Annotated in this window: 15 protein-coding genes; 9 read left to right on the top strand and 6 right to left on the bottom strand. The window is 64.2% G+C overall.

All coding sequences use genetic code 11. The annotated features are described in order from the left end of the window. Positions 1-49: 49 nt before the first annotated feature. Positions 50-244 carry a hypothetical protein gene (locus E8F06_RS22860; RefSeq protein ID WP_280371316.1) on the bottom strand — a complete coding sequence of 65 codons (195 nt, stop codon included), beginning with the start codon at positions 242-244 and terminating at the stop codon, positions 50-52. Between the two features lie 158 nt (positions 245-402). Here E8F06_RS22860 and E8F06_RS22855 point away from each other — a divergent pair, with 158 nt between their 5' ends. Together E8F06_RS22855 and E8F06_RS22850 are read left to right on the top strand one after the other, a co-directional pair. Beyond that, the gene (locus tag E8F06_RS22855) at positions 403-1,584 is read left to right on the top strand and encodes an MltA domain-containing protein (RefSeq protein WP_280371314.1); all 1,182 of its coding nucleotides are present in this window, start codon (positions 403-405) and stop codon (positions 1,582-1,584) included. A gap of 143 nt (positions 1,585-1,727) precedes the next feature. Then, positions 1,728-2,702: a sensor domain-containing diguanylate cyclase gene (locus tag E8F06_RS22850; RefSeq protein WP_280371312.1), complete on the top strand. Its 975-nt coding sequence runs from the start codon at positions 1,728-1,730 to the stop codon at positions 2,700-2,702. A gap of 236 nt (positions 2,703-2,938) precedes the next feature. Here the strand turns inward: E8F06_RS22850 and E8F06_RS22845 are convergent, their stop codons facing one another. Continuing rightward, entirely contained in the window at positions 2,939-3,076 is a 138-nt protein-coding gene (locus E8F06_RS22845) for a hypothetical protein (RefSeq protein ID WP_190834010.1), read from the bottom strand. Between the two features lie 234 nt (positions 3,077-3,310). Here E8F06_RS22845 and E8F06_RS22840 point away from each other — a divergent pair, with 234 nt between their 5' ends. The 3 genes from E8F06_RS22840 (at position 3,311) to E8F06_RS22830 (ending at position 6,319) form a co-directional block, all read left to right on the top strand. Next, positions 3,311-5,212: a potassium transporter Kup gene (locus E8F06_RS22840; RefSeq protein ID WP_280371311.1), complete on the top strand. Its 1,902-nt coding sequence runs from the start codon at positions 3,311-3,313 to the stop codon at positions 5,210-5,212. Positions 5,213-5,527: 315 nt separating this feature from the next. Then, positions 5,528-5,689, top strand: coding sequence for a hypothetical protein (locus E8F06_RS22835; protein WP_190834006.1), 162 nt, complete (start codon positions 5,528-5,530; stop codon positions 5,687-5,689). Between the two features lie 3 nt (positions 5,690-5,692). Continuing rightward, complete coding sequence (locus E8F06_RS22830; protein WP_280371309.1) at positions 5,693-6,319, top strand: XRE family transcriptional regulator; 627 nt, start codon at positions 5,693-5,695, stop codon at positions 6,317-6,319. A gap of 242 nt (positions 6,320-6,561) precedes the next feature. On the opposite strand, the gene E8F06_RS22825 is transcribed toward E8F06_RS22830, so the two are convergent. Continuing rightward, positions 6,562-7,059 (bottom strand): hypothetical protein, encoded by a 498-nt coding sequence (locus E8F06_RS22825; RefSeq protein ID WP_280371307.1) that lies wholly within the window; start codon positions 7,057-7,059, stop codon positions 6,562-6,564. 656 nt (positions 7,060-7,715) lie between these two features. Here E8F06_RS22825 and E8F06_RS22820 point away from each other — a divergent pair. Beyond that, on the top strand, positions 7,716-10,196 hold the full coding sequence (locus E8F06_RS22820; protein ID WP_280371305.1) for an EAL domain-containing protein: 2,481 nt from the start codon (positions 7,716-7,718) through the stop codon (positions 10,194-10,196). A gap of 80 nt (positions 10,197-10,276) precedes the next feature. Further along, positions 10,277-11,194, top strand: a complete 918-nt coding sequence (ppk2, locus tag E8F06_RS22815; protein ID WP_280371303.1) for a polyphosphate kinase 2 — start codon at positions 10,277-10,279, stop codon at positions 11,192-11,194. Between the two features lie 29 nt (positions 11,195-11,223). Here the strand turns inward: ppk2 and E8F06_RS22810 are convergent, their stop codons facing one another. Both E8F06_RS22810 and E8F06_RS22805 read right to left on the bottom strand, forming a co-directional pair. Next, entirely contained in the window at positions 11,224-11,730 is a 507-nt protein-coding gene (locus tag E8F06_RS22810; protein ID WP_280371302.1) for an N-acetyltransferase, read from the bottom strand. 105 nt (positions 11,731-11,835) lie between these two features. Continuing rightward, positions 11,836-12,801: a helix-turn-helix domain-containing protein gene (locus tag E8F06_RS22805; protein ID WP_280371300.1), complete on the bottom strand. Its 966-nt coding sequence runs from the start codon at positions 12,799-12,801 to the stop codon at positions 11,836-11,838. 221 nt (positions 12,802-13,022) lie between these two features. Here E8F06_RS22805 and E8F06_RS22800 point away from each other — a divergent pair, with 221 nt between their 5' ends. Both E8F06_RS22800 and E8F06_RS22795 read left to right on the top strand, forming a co-directional pair. After that, positions 13,023-13,778, top strand: a complete 756-nt coding sequence (locus tag E8F06_RS22800; RefSeq protein ID WP_280371298.1) for an SDR family oxidoreductase — start codon at positions 13,023-13,025, stop codon at positions 13,776-13,778. Positions 13,779-13,882: 104 nt separating this feature from the next. Continuing rightward, positions 13,883-14,293 (top strand): cupin domain-containing protein, encoded by a 411-nt coding sequence (locus tag E8F06_RS22795; protein ID WP_280371296.1) that lies wholly within the window; start codon positions 13,883-13,885, stop codon positions 14,291-14,293. Here the strand turns inward: E8F06_RS22795 and E8F06_RS22790 are convergent. Further along, a complete protein-coding gene (locus E8F06_RS22790; RefSeq protein ID WP_280371295.1) occupies positions 14,286-15,629 on the bottom strand; it encodes an aromatic acid/H+ symport family MFS transporter in 1,344 nt (447 codons plus the stop codon). The two genes, E8F06_RS22795 and E8F06_RS22790, sit on opposite strands and share 8 nt — an antisense overlap. Positions 15,630-15,692: the final 63 nt, after the last annotated feature.

Genomic DNA, 15,692 nt, shown 5'->3' with positions numbered 1-15,692 from the left:
AAGCAGCAATTTCATTCAACACAAATGGAAGAATCGCGCTGGACTGCGTTCAGGCGACGTGATCGCGAACCACACGCAGCTCGGCGGCATCCTGGTTCATGCGCTGGATCACGTTGAACAGCTGTTCTTTCAGCGCGGCGTCGCCGATTCGGTCAGCCGCGCGCATCACCGCCAGGGCGGCCGCCTCGTTGTTCATGGCCACGGCGTCCAGGGTCTTGCGGAAGTTTCTAATGTTGCGAGTCACACCAAAGGCCTCTGTCAAAGCTGGGAGCACCTTATTGAATGAATATTTCCTTTTGATTTCAGTGGCTTGGATCAATGAAACCGTCGGGCAAATTTGACGTTGCGCACACCATTCACCAAGCTACCGACCTCGATTCGTCCCATCAGGAACCGCAAGACGTGATTGCCCCCCTCTTCCGCCGAGGCCGGCTGGCGCTGTGCGTCGCCGCCCTGCTCTCCCTGATCGCCGGTTGCGACAAGGAGCCCACCAAGCCCGAGCAGCCCAAGGTCGATACCTACACCCGGGCGAGCTGGGAAGAACTCCCCGCCAGCAGCGACGCCGATGTGATTGCCGGCTTCACGGCCTGGCGCTCCGCCTGCGCACGCCTGGCCAAGGACCCGATCTGGTCCGCCACCTGCACCAGCGCAGCCCAGGTGCAGGAAGACCCGGCCGCCGTTCGCGCCTGGCTCAAGGCGCAACTGGAGGTCTACAGCCTGCGCAACGCACGCAACAGCCCCCAGGGCCTGATCACCGGTTACTACGAGCCGGTGTACGCCGGCAGCCTGGAGCGCAGCGAGCAGACGCCGGTGCCGGTCTACGGCGTACCCGAGGACATGATCGTGGTCGCCCTGGACGGCCTCTACCCGGAACTCAAGGGCAAGCGCCTGCGCGGCCGCCTGGAAGGCCGCGTGCTCAAGCCCTATGACGATGCCGCCACCATTCGCAGCCAGGGGGTCAAGGCGCCGGTGCTGGCCTGGCTCACCAACCCGATGGACCTGCAGTTCCTGCAGATCCAGGGTTCCGGCCGCATCCAGCTGGACAGCGGCCGCCAGCTGCGTATCGGTTACGCCGACCAGAATGGCCACCCGTATCGGCCGGTAGGCCGCTGGCTGGTGGAACAGGGCCAGCTCAAGCAGGAAGAAGTCAGCATGGGCAAGATTCGCGACTGGGCCAGCGCCAACCCGCAGCGAGTACCGGAACTGCTGGCGAGCAACCCGAGCTTCGTCTTCTTCGGCCTGAACCCTGACAGCAACGAAGGGCCGCGAGGCTCCCTCAACGTGCCGCTCACCGCCGGCTACAGCGTGGCCATCGACCGCAAGGTGATCCCGCTGGGCAGCCTGCTCTGGCTCTCGACCACCCGCCCTGACGGCAGCCCGGTAATCCGCCCGGTCGCAGCCCAGGACACCGGCGGCGCCATCGCCGGCGAAGTGCGTGCCGACCTGTTCTGGGGCACTGGCGCGGAGGCCGGCGAGCTGGCCGGCAACATGAAGCAGCAGGGCCAGATCTGGCTGCTCTGGCCCAAGGGCATCCCCTTGCCCGCCGTGGCCGCACCGGCTCAGGTCCAGGCCAGCAAGTCCTGAGTCCGGACCTTCTCACCCCCCGAACGGCCGACGCGAGCCATCACCTGGCTCACGAAGCCACTGCCTGAAACCCGATCCGATTAGGTATAAGGAGGCTTCGCGCAAAGGACGGCGCCAACCGATTCGGCCAGTACGGGGGCACCATGAGAGACGACGCAGAACCTACCCAGGAGGTCTACAAGGCCCTGCTGGAATCCACCCGGGCGATCCCATGGAAGATCGACTGGAAGACCATGACCTTCGCCTACATCGGCCCACAGATCGAAGAATTGCTGGGCTGGAGCCAGTCCAGCTGGGTAAGCGTGAATGACTGGGCCGAGCGCATGCACCCGGATGACCGCGACGCGGTCGTCGCCTTCTGCGTCTCCCAGTCCCAGGCCGGCACCGACCACGAGGCGGACTACCGCGCCCTGACCACGACCGGCGACTACGTGTGGATCCGCGATGTGGTGCACGTGATGCGCAACCCCGATGGCGAGGTGGAAGCGCTGATCGGCTTCATGTTCGACATCAGCGAGCGGAAGAAGGCCGAGCAGCAGCTGATCGACCTGCAGAAGCAGCTGGAGGAGTACTCCTATAAGGACGGGCTGACCGGCGTGGCCAACCGGCGCATGTTCGACTCGATGCTGGACGTGGAATGGGCCAATGCCCAGCGCACCAGCGAGCCGCTGTCGTTGATCCTCCTCGATATCGACTACTTCAAGCAGTACAACGACCATTACGGCCACATCCAGGGCGACGACTGCCTGAAGAACGTGGGCCGCGCGCTGATCAACGCCGCCATCCGCCCCCGCGATTTCGTCGCCCGCTTCGGCGGCGAAGAGTTCGTGCTGATCCTCCCCGCCACCGATGAGGCCGCCGCCTGCCAGGTGGCCGAACGCTGCCGCAAGCTGATCCGCGAACAATGCATCCCCCACGAAAAATCCGGCGTTGCCTCGCTGCTCACCATCAGCCTGGGCGTCGGCACTGTGGTGCCCCGGCACGGGGACCAGTCCCTGCCCTTCATCCAGGCCGTCGACCGGCTGCTCTACCGCGCCAAGCAGAAAGGCCGCAACCGCCTGGAGTCGGCGCGCTTCGACAGCACCTGCATAGTGGAGGAACAGGGCGAAGGTCGCTGATCGGCCCGCCCTTTTCACAACCCGGGCTGGACCGGCGCCCTCGGAATCCAGGTGCCGCGTTCAGCCCGTACGGTCGAATGTTCGGCCCTAGTGGCACACCGCCAGATGCGAAAAGGATGCATTTTAATAGCGCTCGAACTTATCGAGCTTGACCGTCACGGGATGAAGTGCCGAATTGCGCCTTGGCACCGTGGCGGTCCTTTTTGCGCTCGATTCGCAAGAGGCGGTGCGGCAACTCAGTGGAAATGTGGCCAGTGCCAATGGTGATGTTCGAACCAGTCCTTGATGAACGGGCGGTTGGTCCAGAACACCATGCCGATGCAGCCGAGGAACAGGCAGGCCATCACGGTCAGCCCGATTGCGTTGACGCTCATCGCAAACCTCCGCACTTGTGGACCGGGTACATCATTCAGCTTACAAGGCGTCTGGCCAACTGGTAGCGGCGGGCGCCAGCCGGTCGAATCCGTCACTTTTTACGCATTCTTTACGCCGAGCCCCACGGCCAGAACGGATACTTGGCGCCCTTCCGTGGCAACACCTCGAATTCCCCGCCGAATGCCGTGTCTCCCACACCATCCGCACCGCGCCCCATCCCCCGGAGTGACTCGATGAGTTCCAGCACCCTGGAGCCACAGGCCCATTCTCGCGCCCATTCGTCCTCATTCGGCCTGCTCGTGGCAGCAGCCGGCGTGGTCTACGGCGATATCGGCACCAGCCCGCTGTACACCCTCAAGGAAGTATTTGCCGGCCACTACGGCGTGCAGGTCAACGCCGAAGGCGTGCTCGGCATCCTCTCGCTGGTGCTCTGGTCCCTGCTCTGGGTGGTGTCGCTCAAGTACGTACTGTTCATGCTGCGCGCCGACAACGACGGCGAAGGCGGCGTCATGGCCCTGACCGCACTGGCGCGCCGTGCCACTGCGGCCTACCCGAGGCTGAGCGGACTGCTGGTGTTGCTGGGCCTGTTCGGCACGGCGCTGTTCTACGGCGACAGCATGATCACCCCGGCCATTTCCGTGCTCTCGGCGGTGGAAGGCCTGGACGTCGCCCTGCCTGGCCTCGGCCACTGGGTCGTGCCGGTCACCGTGGTGCTGCTGATCGGCCTGTTCCTGATCCAGAAGCACGGCACGGCGCGCATCGGCATTCTCTTCGGCCCGGTGATGGTGATCTGGTTCGTGGTGCTGGGCATCCTCGGCATCCACGGCATCGTCCAGCGCCCCGAAGTGCTCCAGGCGGTGAATCCCTGGTGGGCGTTCAACTTCTTCCTGGCCCATCCCGGCATCGGCGTCACCATCCTCGGCGCCGTGGTACTGGCGCTGACCGGTGCAGAAGCGCTCTACGCCGACATGGGCCACTTCGGCCGAAAACCCATCGCCCGCGCCTGGTTCAGCCTGGTCCTCCCGGGCCTGGTACTGAACTACTTCGGCCAGGGCGCGCTGCTGCTGTCCAACCCGGCGGCCGCGCGCAACCCCTTCTACCTGCTGGCGCCGGAATGGGCGTTGATCCCCATGATCGGCCTGGCCACCCTGGCCACCATCATTGCCTCCCAGGCGGTGATCTCCGGGGCTTTCTCCCTGAGCCAGCAGGCCATCCAGCTCGGCTACATCCCGCGCATGCAGATCCAGCACACCTCCAGCGCCGCCCAGGGCCAGATCTACGTCGGCGTGGTGAACTGGGCCCTGATGACCTGCGTGGTCCTGCTGGTGATCGGCTTCGGCTCCTCCGGCGCCCTGGCTGCCGCCTACGGCGTGGCGGTGACCACCACCATGCTGATCGACACCTTGCTGGTCTCGTCGGTGATGCTCCTGCTGTGGCGCGTACCGCGCTGGCTGGCGGTGCCGCTGCTGCTCGGGTTCCTCTTCGTGGACTCGCTGTTCTTCACCGCCAACGTGCCGAAAATCTTCCAGGGCGGTGCCTTCCCGGTGATTGCCGGGGTGATCCTGTTCGTGCTGATGACCACCTGGAAGAGCGGTAAGCGCATCCTCATCGATCGCCTGGACGAAACCGCCCTGCCCCTGCGCGGCTTCGTCGACAGCATCTGCCTGCAACCGCCGCACCGCGTCGAGGGCACCGCCATCTTCCTCAGCGCAAGTCCCGATGCCGTCCCCCACGCGCTGCTGCACAACCTGCTGCACAACCAGGTGCTGCACCAGCAGGTGGTGCTGCTGACCGTGGTGACCCGCGACACGCCGCGCATCGACGATCACCAGCGCTTCGAAGTCAGCCGCTACGACGGCGGCTTCTATCGCGTCCTGCTGCACTTCGGCTTCATGGAAGAGCCCAACGTGCCGGAAGCCCTGCAAAGCTGCCGCGTCGAGGGGCTGGATTTCACCCCCATGCGCACCACCTACTTCCTCAGCCGCGAAACGGTGATTCCAACCCGTGGCCTGGGCATGTCGCTCTGGCGCGAAGGGCTGTTCGCCTTCCTGCACAAGAACGCCAACAGCAGCATGCGCTACTTCCAGCTGCCGGTTAACCGGGTGATCGAGCTGGGTACGCAGGTCGAGATCTGAGACCAGCCTGGCGCAGCGCTACTGCTGACGCCCTGGTTTCATCCAGTCCCGATGGCTCGGCCCGCAACAGGCCGAGCCTTACCCCACTGAAGTCACCGGCCTGCCCGTTCCCGACGGCAACACGTCAGCCGGCATCTTTCGGATCAGACAGTCACCGCGCCACAGCGCGTCCCAGTGCGCCGCAAGGGCGAAATGAGCCCTTGGGTTTAAATAACCAAATAGAATTACAAAATATTAATTAAGTATTTATTGGCCTAAGAACACAAAGGCTAGTCTAGCTCCGTCACCCCTCAGGACTCCCGCAGGAGCTGCATCATGGACCGTACCGACAACGTCATTGACCTCGCCCGCTATCGCACGCGCCGTCAGGCACGCCGCATGGCCGAGCTGATGTGGACGATGTACGCCTGCCGGGCGGGATTCGGGGCTTTCCAGCTCACCCAGCAGCAGCGGAACACTGGCATTCGTGAGGCGTGAATCATGGGCCAGTCACTACCTCTGGACGCCCATGAGCAGGTGTTGCTGCCGGCAACCGGCGTAGACGACCCGATCAGCCAGCGCGTTGCCAGCAATCTGTTGCGCCTGCGCAGCAAGCGCAACCTGTCGCTGGACGGCCTTGCCCGCGCTTCCGGCGTGAGCCGCGCCATGCTGGCGCAGATCGAGTCCGGGCGCAGTGTTCCGTCCATCAAGGTGCTGTGCAAGATTGCTCAGGGCCTCAAGGTCTCGGTGGCGGCCTTTCTTGATGACCGTGCCTTCGACGGTGTCGCGGTATTGCCGGCGCGCCAGAGCAAGCGCCTGGTGAACAGCGACGGCAGTTTCGTCAGCCGCGCGCTGTTCCCCTTCGATTGCTCGCGCCAGGTGGAATTCTATGAACTGCGCCTGGCAGGCCTGGCCACCGAGGACTCTACCGGCCATGCCCCCGGCACCCAGGAAAACCTCGTGGTCGCTCAGGGCGTGCTGGAAATTAGCGTGAACGAGGAACGCTTCCTGCTCGCCACCGGCGATTCGATCCTGTTCTACGCCGACCAACCCCACGCCTACCGCAACCCCTCCAACAGCGAAGCGGTGGCGTATCTGGTCACCACCTACGCCGAGCGGCTCGACTGAGCCGCAGGGCTCGCGGAGTACCGGCTCCACCATCGGTGCCAACCCGGACCTCGACGGTGGATGTGAAGAGCGACATCCACCCTACCCCCCTACACGACCGCGGAGGGTGAATCACGCTTCACCGATCCACCATCGGAGCCCAGCCGAGCCACGAGTGTGACCCGGGCGCCGTGCCAGAACGTTCGAGCGAGCACAAAAAAGCCCGGCGGGTTTCCCGGCCGGGCTTTTTCACGTCCTGCCGATCAGCAGGTGCAGCACATCATCGGCATGCCGTTGCAGCTCATCATCATCGGCATGCCGCACTCCATCATTTTCATCATCAGGGCGCAGCAGTTCTTGAACATCTCCATGTTCATGCCCTGCATCGGCATCATCTTGCACATCATGGCGTCGCCCTGCATGGAGCACTCCATCATGCACTTCATGGACGGCATGGGCATGCCCATACCCATCATCGGCATCATGTTCATCATCGGCATCATCGCCATGCCGGACTGGGACATGCACATCATCGACATGTTGCCGCAGTGCATCATCATCGGCATGCCGCAGCTCATCATCATCGCCATCATGTCCGCACTGTTGCGGAACATCGCCATGTCCATGCCCATGGCCGGCATCATCTTGCACATCATGCCGTCGTCCTGCATGTCGCACTGCATGGTGGCCATCATCATGGGCATGCCCATCATCGGCATCATGGTATTGGCGGACATCGGCATCTGCATGGCATTCATCATGGTGGAGCTCCCTCAAAGGATGGAATGAGTAACCGGATGGGGGCCGATTCTAGGAGCGCGAATCCGGCGAACAAGATGGCGAGACAGCGTCGGCCAGTTACGTCCGGCCTGCGATTTCCTCATCCATGACAGCGCCTCCGTTCGTGATGACTGCGAGCTTCGCGCTATCGCGAACATAAAGGCCTCGACAACAGCTTTACCGGCGCAATGGATATTCGAATCAGGAATTAGCAAATAACCCTAGTGAATATTCAATCTAACGGCCGGGCAGTTTTTTTCGTTTCAGCCGCTCGCCCATACGAAGCCGGAAGAGCCCGAGCTTGAGCGCCCCGCCGCTGCTCCGCATCAGTTGCCGCCAGCCTCCGCAGACGCGGTCGAGGCAACAGGTGGTTTGCGCGAGACTACGCCGTGAGGGTATCCGGCAACTGATCTCCGTCCCGACGACAGCCCGTCGCCGCCCGCGCACCAACAGTCGCGCCCACTCAATAATGGCTAATCCATGGCTATGCTTTGAGTGTCGCCATACCGAACGGAAAACGATCTCCGGCACCCGACCCGAGGGAGTTCCGGCACAGACGTTGAGAGAACGGGACGTCTGGCGTTTGTAGCGTCGCTTATCAAGCCCGAACATAAGGACGATGGCTGGAGATCGTGAAATGGACTCTTTCGAAGGCGAAAGCGCCGCAAATCAAGCAATCTCCGCCCAATCGAACACCCCGCGTACGACCCGCTGGCATCGCATGTACTTCTTCCTCGCCGGCTTCGATGTACTGGTCGTCGTGCTGAGCGTGCTGCTGAACCACCTGATCGTCGACACCTACCACCGCTCCATCAAGGCCAACCAGTCCTGGGTCCAGCAACTGTCGTCCTACTCGACCCTGGGCAGCCTGGCATCGGACGTCAACGCCCCCGGCAACAACGTGTTCGATACCCATGACGTCGAGTCCGAATCGCGGAACATGACCGCCGCGCTGGACACCTTCAACCATCACCTGGCGATGGCCAAGCAGCAGCTGGAGGCCCGGATCGCCAACCAGGCCGATCACAGCGTCGACATCCAGGCCTACACCATCGCGCTGAAGGACGAAGTCGCCGAAGTGGACGCCGCGATGGTGGAAATGGTGAAGGAAGCCTCGCTGATCTTCTCGTTCTTCCGGCAAGGCAAATCGGACGACGCCGGCAAGCGCATGGCGACCATGGACAGGAAGTACGCCATGCTGCTCGCATCCCTCGCCACGGTGCGCGAGCGTGTCGGACAGATCCAGAGCCGGCTGCTTGAAGAAGAACTGGAGTCGGTGGAAGAGCTCCGCCGGATCGAGTACGCGATCATGGTGTTCGTGCTGATGATGGTCAGCGCAGCGGTGTTCTATGGCCGGCGAATCAAGCGGGAAATGGAGGGCCACGCCGCCGAACGTGATGGCTACCTCGCCGTCCTTCGTGCCAGCGAGCGGCAGTTCCGCCAGCAGGCATCGCTGCTGGACAAGGCCCAGGACGCCATCGTCGTCCACGACATGGAGCACCGCATCCTCTACTGGAACAAGAGCGCCGAGCGCCTCTACGGGATGACCCGAGAGGAAGCCCTCGGCCAGTCGGCCGCAGAACTGATCTACCAGGATCACGCCGCCATCGATGCGGCCACCCAGAGTCTGATCGAGACGGGAGACTGGTCGGGCGAAGTGACCTTGCGGCGCCGGGATGGCACCACCATCACCTTTGAAAGCCACCGCACCCTGGTGCGCGACGAAAACGCCGAGCCGCAGTCGGTGCTGTCGATCAATACCGACATCAGCCATCGCAAGGCGGCCGAACGGGAGGTCAATCGCCTGGCCTTCTACGACCAGCTGACGGGCCTGGCCAACCGCCGCCTCATGCTGGACCGCCTGCAGCACGTGCTCGCCGGCGGCATGCGCAACCCGCACACCAGTGCGGTGATCCTGATCGACCTGGACAACTTCAAGGCGCTAAACGACACGCTTGGCCATGACCGTGGCGACCTGCTGCTGCAACAAGTAGCCCAGCGCCTCTCCACCTGCATTCGCGAAAGCGACACCGTGGCGCGCCTGGGCGGTGACGAATTCGTGGTGCTGCTGGAGGGGCTCAGCGAGAACCCGCCGGACGCCGCCATCCAGGCCAAGGCCATCTGCGAGAAGATCCTGAGCTCGCTGAACATCTCCTACCACCTGGACGGCTACGAGCACCACAGCACGCCCAGTCTCGGCATCGCCCTGTTCCAGGGACAGCTGAACACGGTGGACGACATCATGAAGCGCGCTGACCTGGCGATGTATCGCGCCAAGGCGGCGGGCCGCAACACCATGCGCTTCTTCGATCCGGAAATGCAGGCGGTCGCCACCGCAAGGGCGCGGCTGGAAGCCGACCTGCGCCAGGGCCTGCAGGACAAGGACCTGCTGCTGCATTTCCAGCCGCAGGTGAACAGCGCCGGGCGCATCATCGGTGCGGAAGCGCTCATGCGCTGGCAGCACCCTGAGCGCGGCATCGTGTTCCCCGCCGAGTTCATTCCCCTGGCCGAGGAAACCGGCCTGATCCTGCCGCTGGGCCGCTGGGCCCTCCAGGCCGCCTGTGCCCAACTGGTGGCCTGGGCCAGGCACCCGGATACCGCCCGGCTGGTCATGGCGGTGAATGTCAGCGCGCGCCAGTTCCACCACCCCGACTTCGTGGAAGAGGTGCTGACCGTGCTGAGGTACACCGGCGCCGACCCGAAGAAGCTCAAGCTGGAGCTGACCGAAGGCATGCTGGTGGAGGACATGGAAGGCACGGTCGCCAAGATGGTCGAGCTGAAGGAAATCGGCATCGGCCTGTCGCTGGACGACTTCGGCACCGGCTACTCGTCGCTCTCCTACCTGAAGAGCCTGCCGCTGGACCAGCTCAAGATCGACCAGTCCTTCATCCGCGACGTCCTGATCGACCCCAACGACGCCGCCATCGCCTGCGCGATCGTCAGCCTGAGCCATATCCTCGGCCTATCGGTCATGGCCGAAGGCGTGGAAACCGAAGCCCAGCGCAGCTTCCTCGTCAGCCACGGCTGCCAGGCATTCCAGGGCTACCTGTTCTCCCGCCCGCTGGCGCCCGAGCAGTTCAGGCAGTACGTGCATGAACGGGTGATGGCCGAGAACTAGCGCGCGCCTGCCGCCGGCTGTCACGGGACTGCCATGCAACAGTCATAACATCGGCGGCAAAACGGTTTCCGAGGCCCGCCATGATCCTGACCAACGACACCCTGATCCAGCGTATCCATCGCGAACTGATCGACCACAGTGACGAAGAGCTCGAACTGGAACTGGCCGAAGACGCGGAGAACCTCGACGAGCTGTTCGACGAAAACACCCCGGAAAGCCCGGAAAAGGCTGCACGCCGGCATTACTTCCGCGAGCTGTTCCGCCTCCAGGGCGAGCTGGTGAAACTGCAGAGCTGGGTGGTCAAGAGCGGACACAAGGTGGTGATCCTCTTCGAGGGCCGCGACGCCGCCGGCAAGGGTGGCGTCATCAAGCGCATCACCCAGCGCCTGAACCCCCGCGTCTGCCGGGTGGCCGCGCTACCCGCCCCCAACGACCGCGAGCGTACCCAGTGGTACTTCCAGCGCTACGTTTCACACCTGCCCGCCGCCGGTGAGATCGTCCTCTTCGACCGCAGTTGGTACAACCGCGCCGGCGTCGAGCGCGTCATGGGCTTCTGCAACGACGAACAGTACGAAGAGTTCTTCCGCACCGTGCCGGAGTTCGAACGCATGCTGGTGCGCTCCGGTATCCAACTGATCAAGTACTGGTTCTCCATCTCCGACCAGGAGCAGCACCTGCGCTTCCTCAGCCGCATCCACGACCCGCTCAAGCAGTGGAAGCTCAGCCCCATGGACCTGGAGTCCCGGCGGCGCTGGGAGGCCTACACCAAGGCCAAGGAAATCATGCTGGAGCGCACCCACATCGACGAAGCGCGCTGGTGGGTCGTGCAGGCCAATGACAAGAAGAAGGCACGGCTGAACTGCATCCAGCACCTGCTCAGCCAGATGCCCTACGAGGAAGTGGAACAGCCCGTGGTGGAACTGCCGCAGCGCATGCGCCACAAGGACTACGTGCGGGTTCCCACGCCCACGGACCTGATCGTTCCCGAGGCCTACTGAGCCCCACCCTCCTTCCGCTCGCGGCGGACCTACTCCGTGGCGTCGAAGGCCTCGTGGTAGCTCACGCTGCCAGTCGGGAATTCGCCGCCGAAAGAGAGCGCCTGGAAGTATTCGGGGGGAACACCCGGCAGCTCCAGGCCGGGACGCACCTCGAAACCGAAGCGCCCGTAGTAGCCGGGGTCCCCCAGCAACACGCAGCCGGTTCCGCCCAGGCGATGTAGTTCCGCAAGCGCCGCCCGCATCAAGGTCGAACCGATGCCCTGGCCATGGCGGTCGGGCCATACGGAGATCGGCCCGAGGCCGTACCAGCCCGTCGCACCGGACGACAGGGTCACCGGCGAAATCGCGACGTGGCCGACGATGGCATCACCCTCTTCCGCCACCAGGGAAATCGTCAGGCGCCCGGCACGCCGCAGCGCGTTGACGATGAACTGCTCGGTGTGGCTCGAGTGCGCCTCGTTCCGGAAGGCAGCTTCGGTGAGTCGGGAAATGGTCTCGATATCGTCGACGCGTTCATTGCGAACACTGATGTTCATGCAGATTTTCTCTCTGGTGTCCGGGGCGACTGTGCCCCACGGCGCCCGAACAGGGGTGGAAGGTTGGGGGCTGAGGGCGCCTACCTTCCAGCAATGGGCCGCGGCTTACAAGGCCTGGCGCAGGGTGTCGACCCGGCGCGCGCAGCGTCGCAGCTCCTGCGGTGTGCATCCGACGACCCGCAGGAAGCTCTGGCACATGCGACCGGCGTCGATGAAGCCGTTCAGACGGGCGATTTCCTCGAAGGTCTGCCGGCCATCCTCCACCTGCGGTCGGGCCGCTTCCACCCGCAGGCGCTCCACCGCCCGGGCCGGTGTGGTGCCGGTGGACGATGCGAAGGCCCGCCCGAACTGCCTGACGCTGAGGTTCGCCACCCCGGCGAGGCGCTCGACCGACAGGTTGTCCCCCAGGTGTTCGCGCGCGAAGCTCAGCGCCGCGCGAATGCGATCGGAGCCTGGATCGAAATCCAGCAGCGAGGAGAACTGGTACTGGCGACCCGGTCGCCGGAAGTAAACCACCAGCATCCGCGCGACCGCCAAAGCGGTTTCCTTGCCCAGATCCTGCTCGATCATCGCCAGGGTCATGTCGATGCCGGCGGACATGCCGGCTGACGTCCATATGTCGCCATCTTCGCTCCACATCCGGTCGCCATCGACCCGCAGTGCGGGATAGCGCGCCTGCAGCTGCGCCGCGTAGTACCAGTGGGTGGTGGCGACCCGGCCGTCGAGCAGGCCGCTGGCGGCCAGCAGGAAGGCACCCGTGCAGACGCTGGCGGTCCGGCGCGAACGCCTGGCGACCTGGCCAATGGCCGCCGCCACGTCGGCCACCCAGTCGCCCTCCGGCGGTTCAGGGGCACCCACCACCATGAAGGTGTCGAAGGCAATCGGCCACAAGGGTTCGGTGAACACGGGAAGCCCACAGGCACTGCGCACCATCCCGCCGTTCATGGAGACGACCGTCAGCGCGTAATCGGCGGATGCGAGCTGGTTGGCGTTGGAAAAGGCTTCGAGCGGCCCGCTCAGATCCAGCAGTACGAAGCCCGGATAGACCAGAATGCCGACGCGACGGTTCATGGCTGAATTCCCACGATCAATGTCCTAGGCGGATACCAGCGGCGGTCCTAACGTGGTCATCAATGCGAATCACTGTCGATTGGTTGGCGCCCGAAGCGCCACCCTACGACCCTGAAGGTTCCCGCCAGCCAACCAACCGCGAGTGTAGCCCCACCGCGAAGCGCGCTCGCCCCGTGCCGACAAGTGCACCTACCGGTGCCCGAACACCTGGAGGCATCCGCATGAAAATCGTCGTTATCGGAGGAACAGGCCTTATCGGAACCCAACTCTGCAGCCTGCTTCGCCAGCGGGGGCATGATGTCCTGCCGGCCTCCCCCAGAACCGGCGTCAACGCCATGACCGGCGAAGGTTTGCAGGTAGCGCTGCAGGGTGCCGAGGTGGTGGTCGACGTCGCCAACTCGCCGTCGTTCGAAGACGCCGCCGTACTGGAATTCTTTGAAAAATCCGGACGCAATCTTTCCGCTGCGGAAAAGGCCGCCGGCGTGAAACACCATGTCGCCCTTTCCGTCGTGGGCACGGAGCGCATGCTCGCCAGCGGTTACTTCCGCGCCAAGATGGCCCAGGAGAAGCTGATCGAGAAAGCGGACGTGCCCTACTCCATCCTCCGCGCCACCCAGTTCTTCGAGTTCATCGGCGCCATCGCCCACTCCGGCGCCGAGGGCAATGTCATCCGCCTGCCAGCAGCCGAATTCCAGCCGATCGCATCGGCCGACGTCGTCGCGGCGCTGGCCAATGTCGCCGAGCAGGCACCCAGCAACCGGATGACAGAGGTCGCCGGGCCAGATCGCTTGCCGATGGTCGCCTTCATCAAGGCCTACCTCCAGCACAACGAGGACCCACGGGAGGCCATCGCCGACGACAAGGCCACCTACTTCGGCGCGCCGATCGACGACCGCTCGCTGACGCCTGGCGATAACCCTCTCGTCGGCAGCGTCCACTTCACTGACTGGCTCAAGAACGCCTCCGCACCTCGCTAGCGGGCGGGCCAACGCCATTGCCGGCGGCGGGTAGCCACCTCTCCGCCCACCGCCTTCCCATGGCGTACCCGGCGTGTCCAGGAACTCCGGATGAGGAATCCCCCATGCAGAACCAGCCTCTCTCCGCCCTGCTCTTGCTGTGCTGCAGCGCAGCCGTACTAGCCGAGGACAAGGTCGCCCCTGCTCCACCTCCAATCGTCGAACAGGTGATGCTCAAGGAGCTTCCCGACTACCCCGGCAAGGAAGTGCTGATGCTCACGGTGGAATATCCGCCCGGCAGCGCCGATCCGCTCCACCGCCACGACGCCCATGGTTTCATCTACGTGCTCGAAGGCTCCGTGGTCATGGGCGTGGCGGGCGGCAAGGAAGTCACGCTGACGCCCGGTCAGAGCTTCCATGAAGGGCCCAAGGACCTGCACACGGTGGGCCGTAACGCGAGCAAGGAGAAGCCCGCCAAGTTCCTGGTCTTCCTCCTGAAAGACATCGGCAAGCCACCGGTGATACCGGTCAACTGAGCGGTTTCTCCAGCGCCACGTCGGCCTGTACGGCTATCACCGGCCGCTGCCAGAGGAACACCAGGATGGCAGCGGCGCCGACCAGGCCCGGCAGTGCAAAGGCAAGGAAGCTCGCCTGGATCGGCACCTGCGCGGCATGCAGCGCGCCGCCCAGCAGCGGGCCGATGATGGCGCCAATGCGGCCCACGCCCATGGCCCAGCCAAGTCCCGTGGAGCGGATATGCGCGGGGTAGAACTGCACGGTGCAGGCGTTGGCCAGAATCTGCGTACCGATGGTGCAGGCGCCGGCGATGCCGATCAGGAGATACAGCACCGGGAGCGGGGATTTCAGCGCCAGCAGGCTGAGGGACAACGCGCCCAGGGTGAAGAAGGCGAACAGCACGCGGCCGAGGCCGATGCGGTCCCCGAGCCAGCCACCGCCAATGGCCCCGAAGATGGCGCCGAAGTTCAGCACCAGCAGGAACGCCAGGCTGGAATTGAGCCCATATCCCGCGGCATTCATTAGTTTCGGCAACCAGGAGCTCAGGGCGTAGACCATCAGCAGGCAACAGAAGAACGCCACCCAGAGCATCAGGGTGTTCAGTGCACGGCCGTCGTGGAAGAGCTGGGAAATGGCGACCTTGCCCGCTTGTCCGCCCGCCAGTTGCAACTGATCCCCCTCGACTGGTCGATAGTCGGGGACGGCATTGGCCAGCAGTTCCCGGGCGCGTTCGACCTCGCCCTGGCGCACCAGGAAGTTGATCGACTCGGGCAACTGGCGCACCAGCAGCGGCAGTACCAGCAGCGGCACCACGGCCACGAAGAACACCGACTGCCAGCCCCAGGCGGGCATCAGTGCCATGCCCAGTCCGGCGGACAACATGCCGCCCACGGAATAGCCGCTGAACATGACCGCCACCAGGGTGCTGCGGATTTTCTTCGGCGCGTATTCGTTCATCAACGCCACGACGTTGGGCATGACGCCACCGATGCCAAGCCCGGCGATGAAGCGGCAGACTGCGAACTCCTCGGGCGTGCGCGCAAACCCATTGATCACGGTGAAGCCGCTGAACAACATCACGCAGGTCATGATGGTCTTGCGCCGTCCGATGCGGTCCGACAGCGGGCCGAAGAACAGCGCGCCGAGCATCATCCCCACCAGCGCGCAGCTGCCGAGCAGGCCGGCCTGCAATGCGGTGAGGTTCCAGGTCTGCATCAGCGCGGGCAGCACCACGCCGTAGATGACCAGGTCATAGCCGTCGAAGATGATGATCAGCGCGCACCAGAACAGCACGCGCGCGTGGAAGGCATTGAAGCGGGCCCCGTCGAGCAGGGCGGAAACATCGATGGTACGCATGGCATGGCTCTTCTTGTCATTGTTATAGAGCCGGGGCGGCCGCCTGGGTCCGCCCCGGTGAAA

It is taken from the genome of Pseudomonas sp. BN411 (assembly GCF_029871235.1).
Classification (GTDB): domain Bacteria; phylum Pseudomonadota; class Gammaproteobacteria; order Pseudomonadales; family Pseudomonadaceae; genus Metapseudomonas.
Note: the sequence above shows the minus strand (reverse complement) of the source record. Positions and strands in the feature narration are given on the sequence as shown.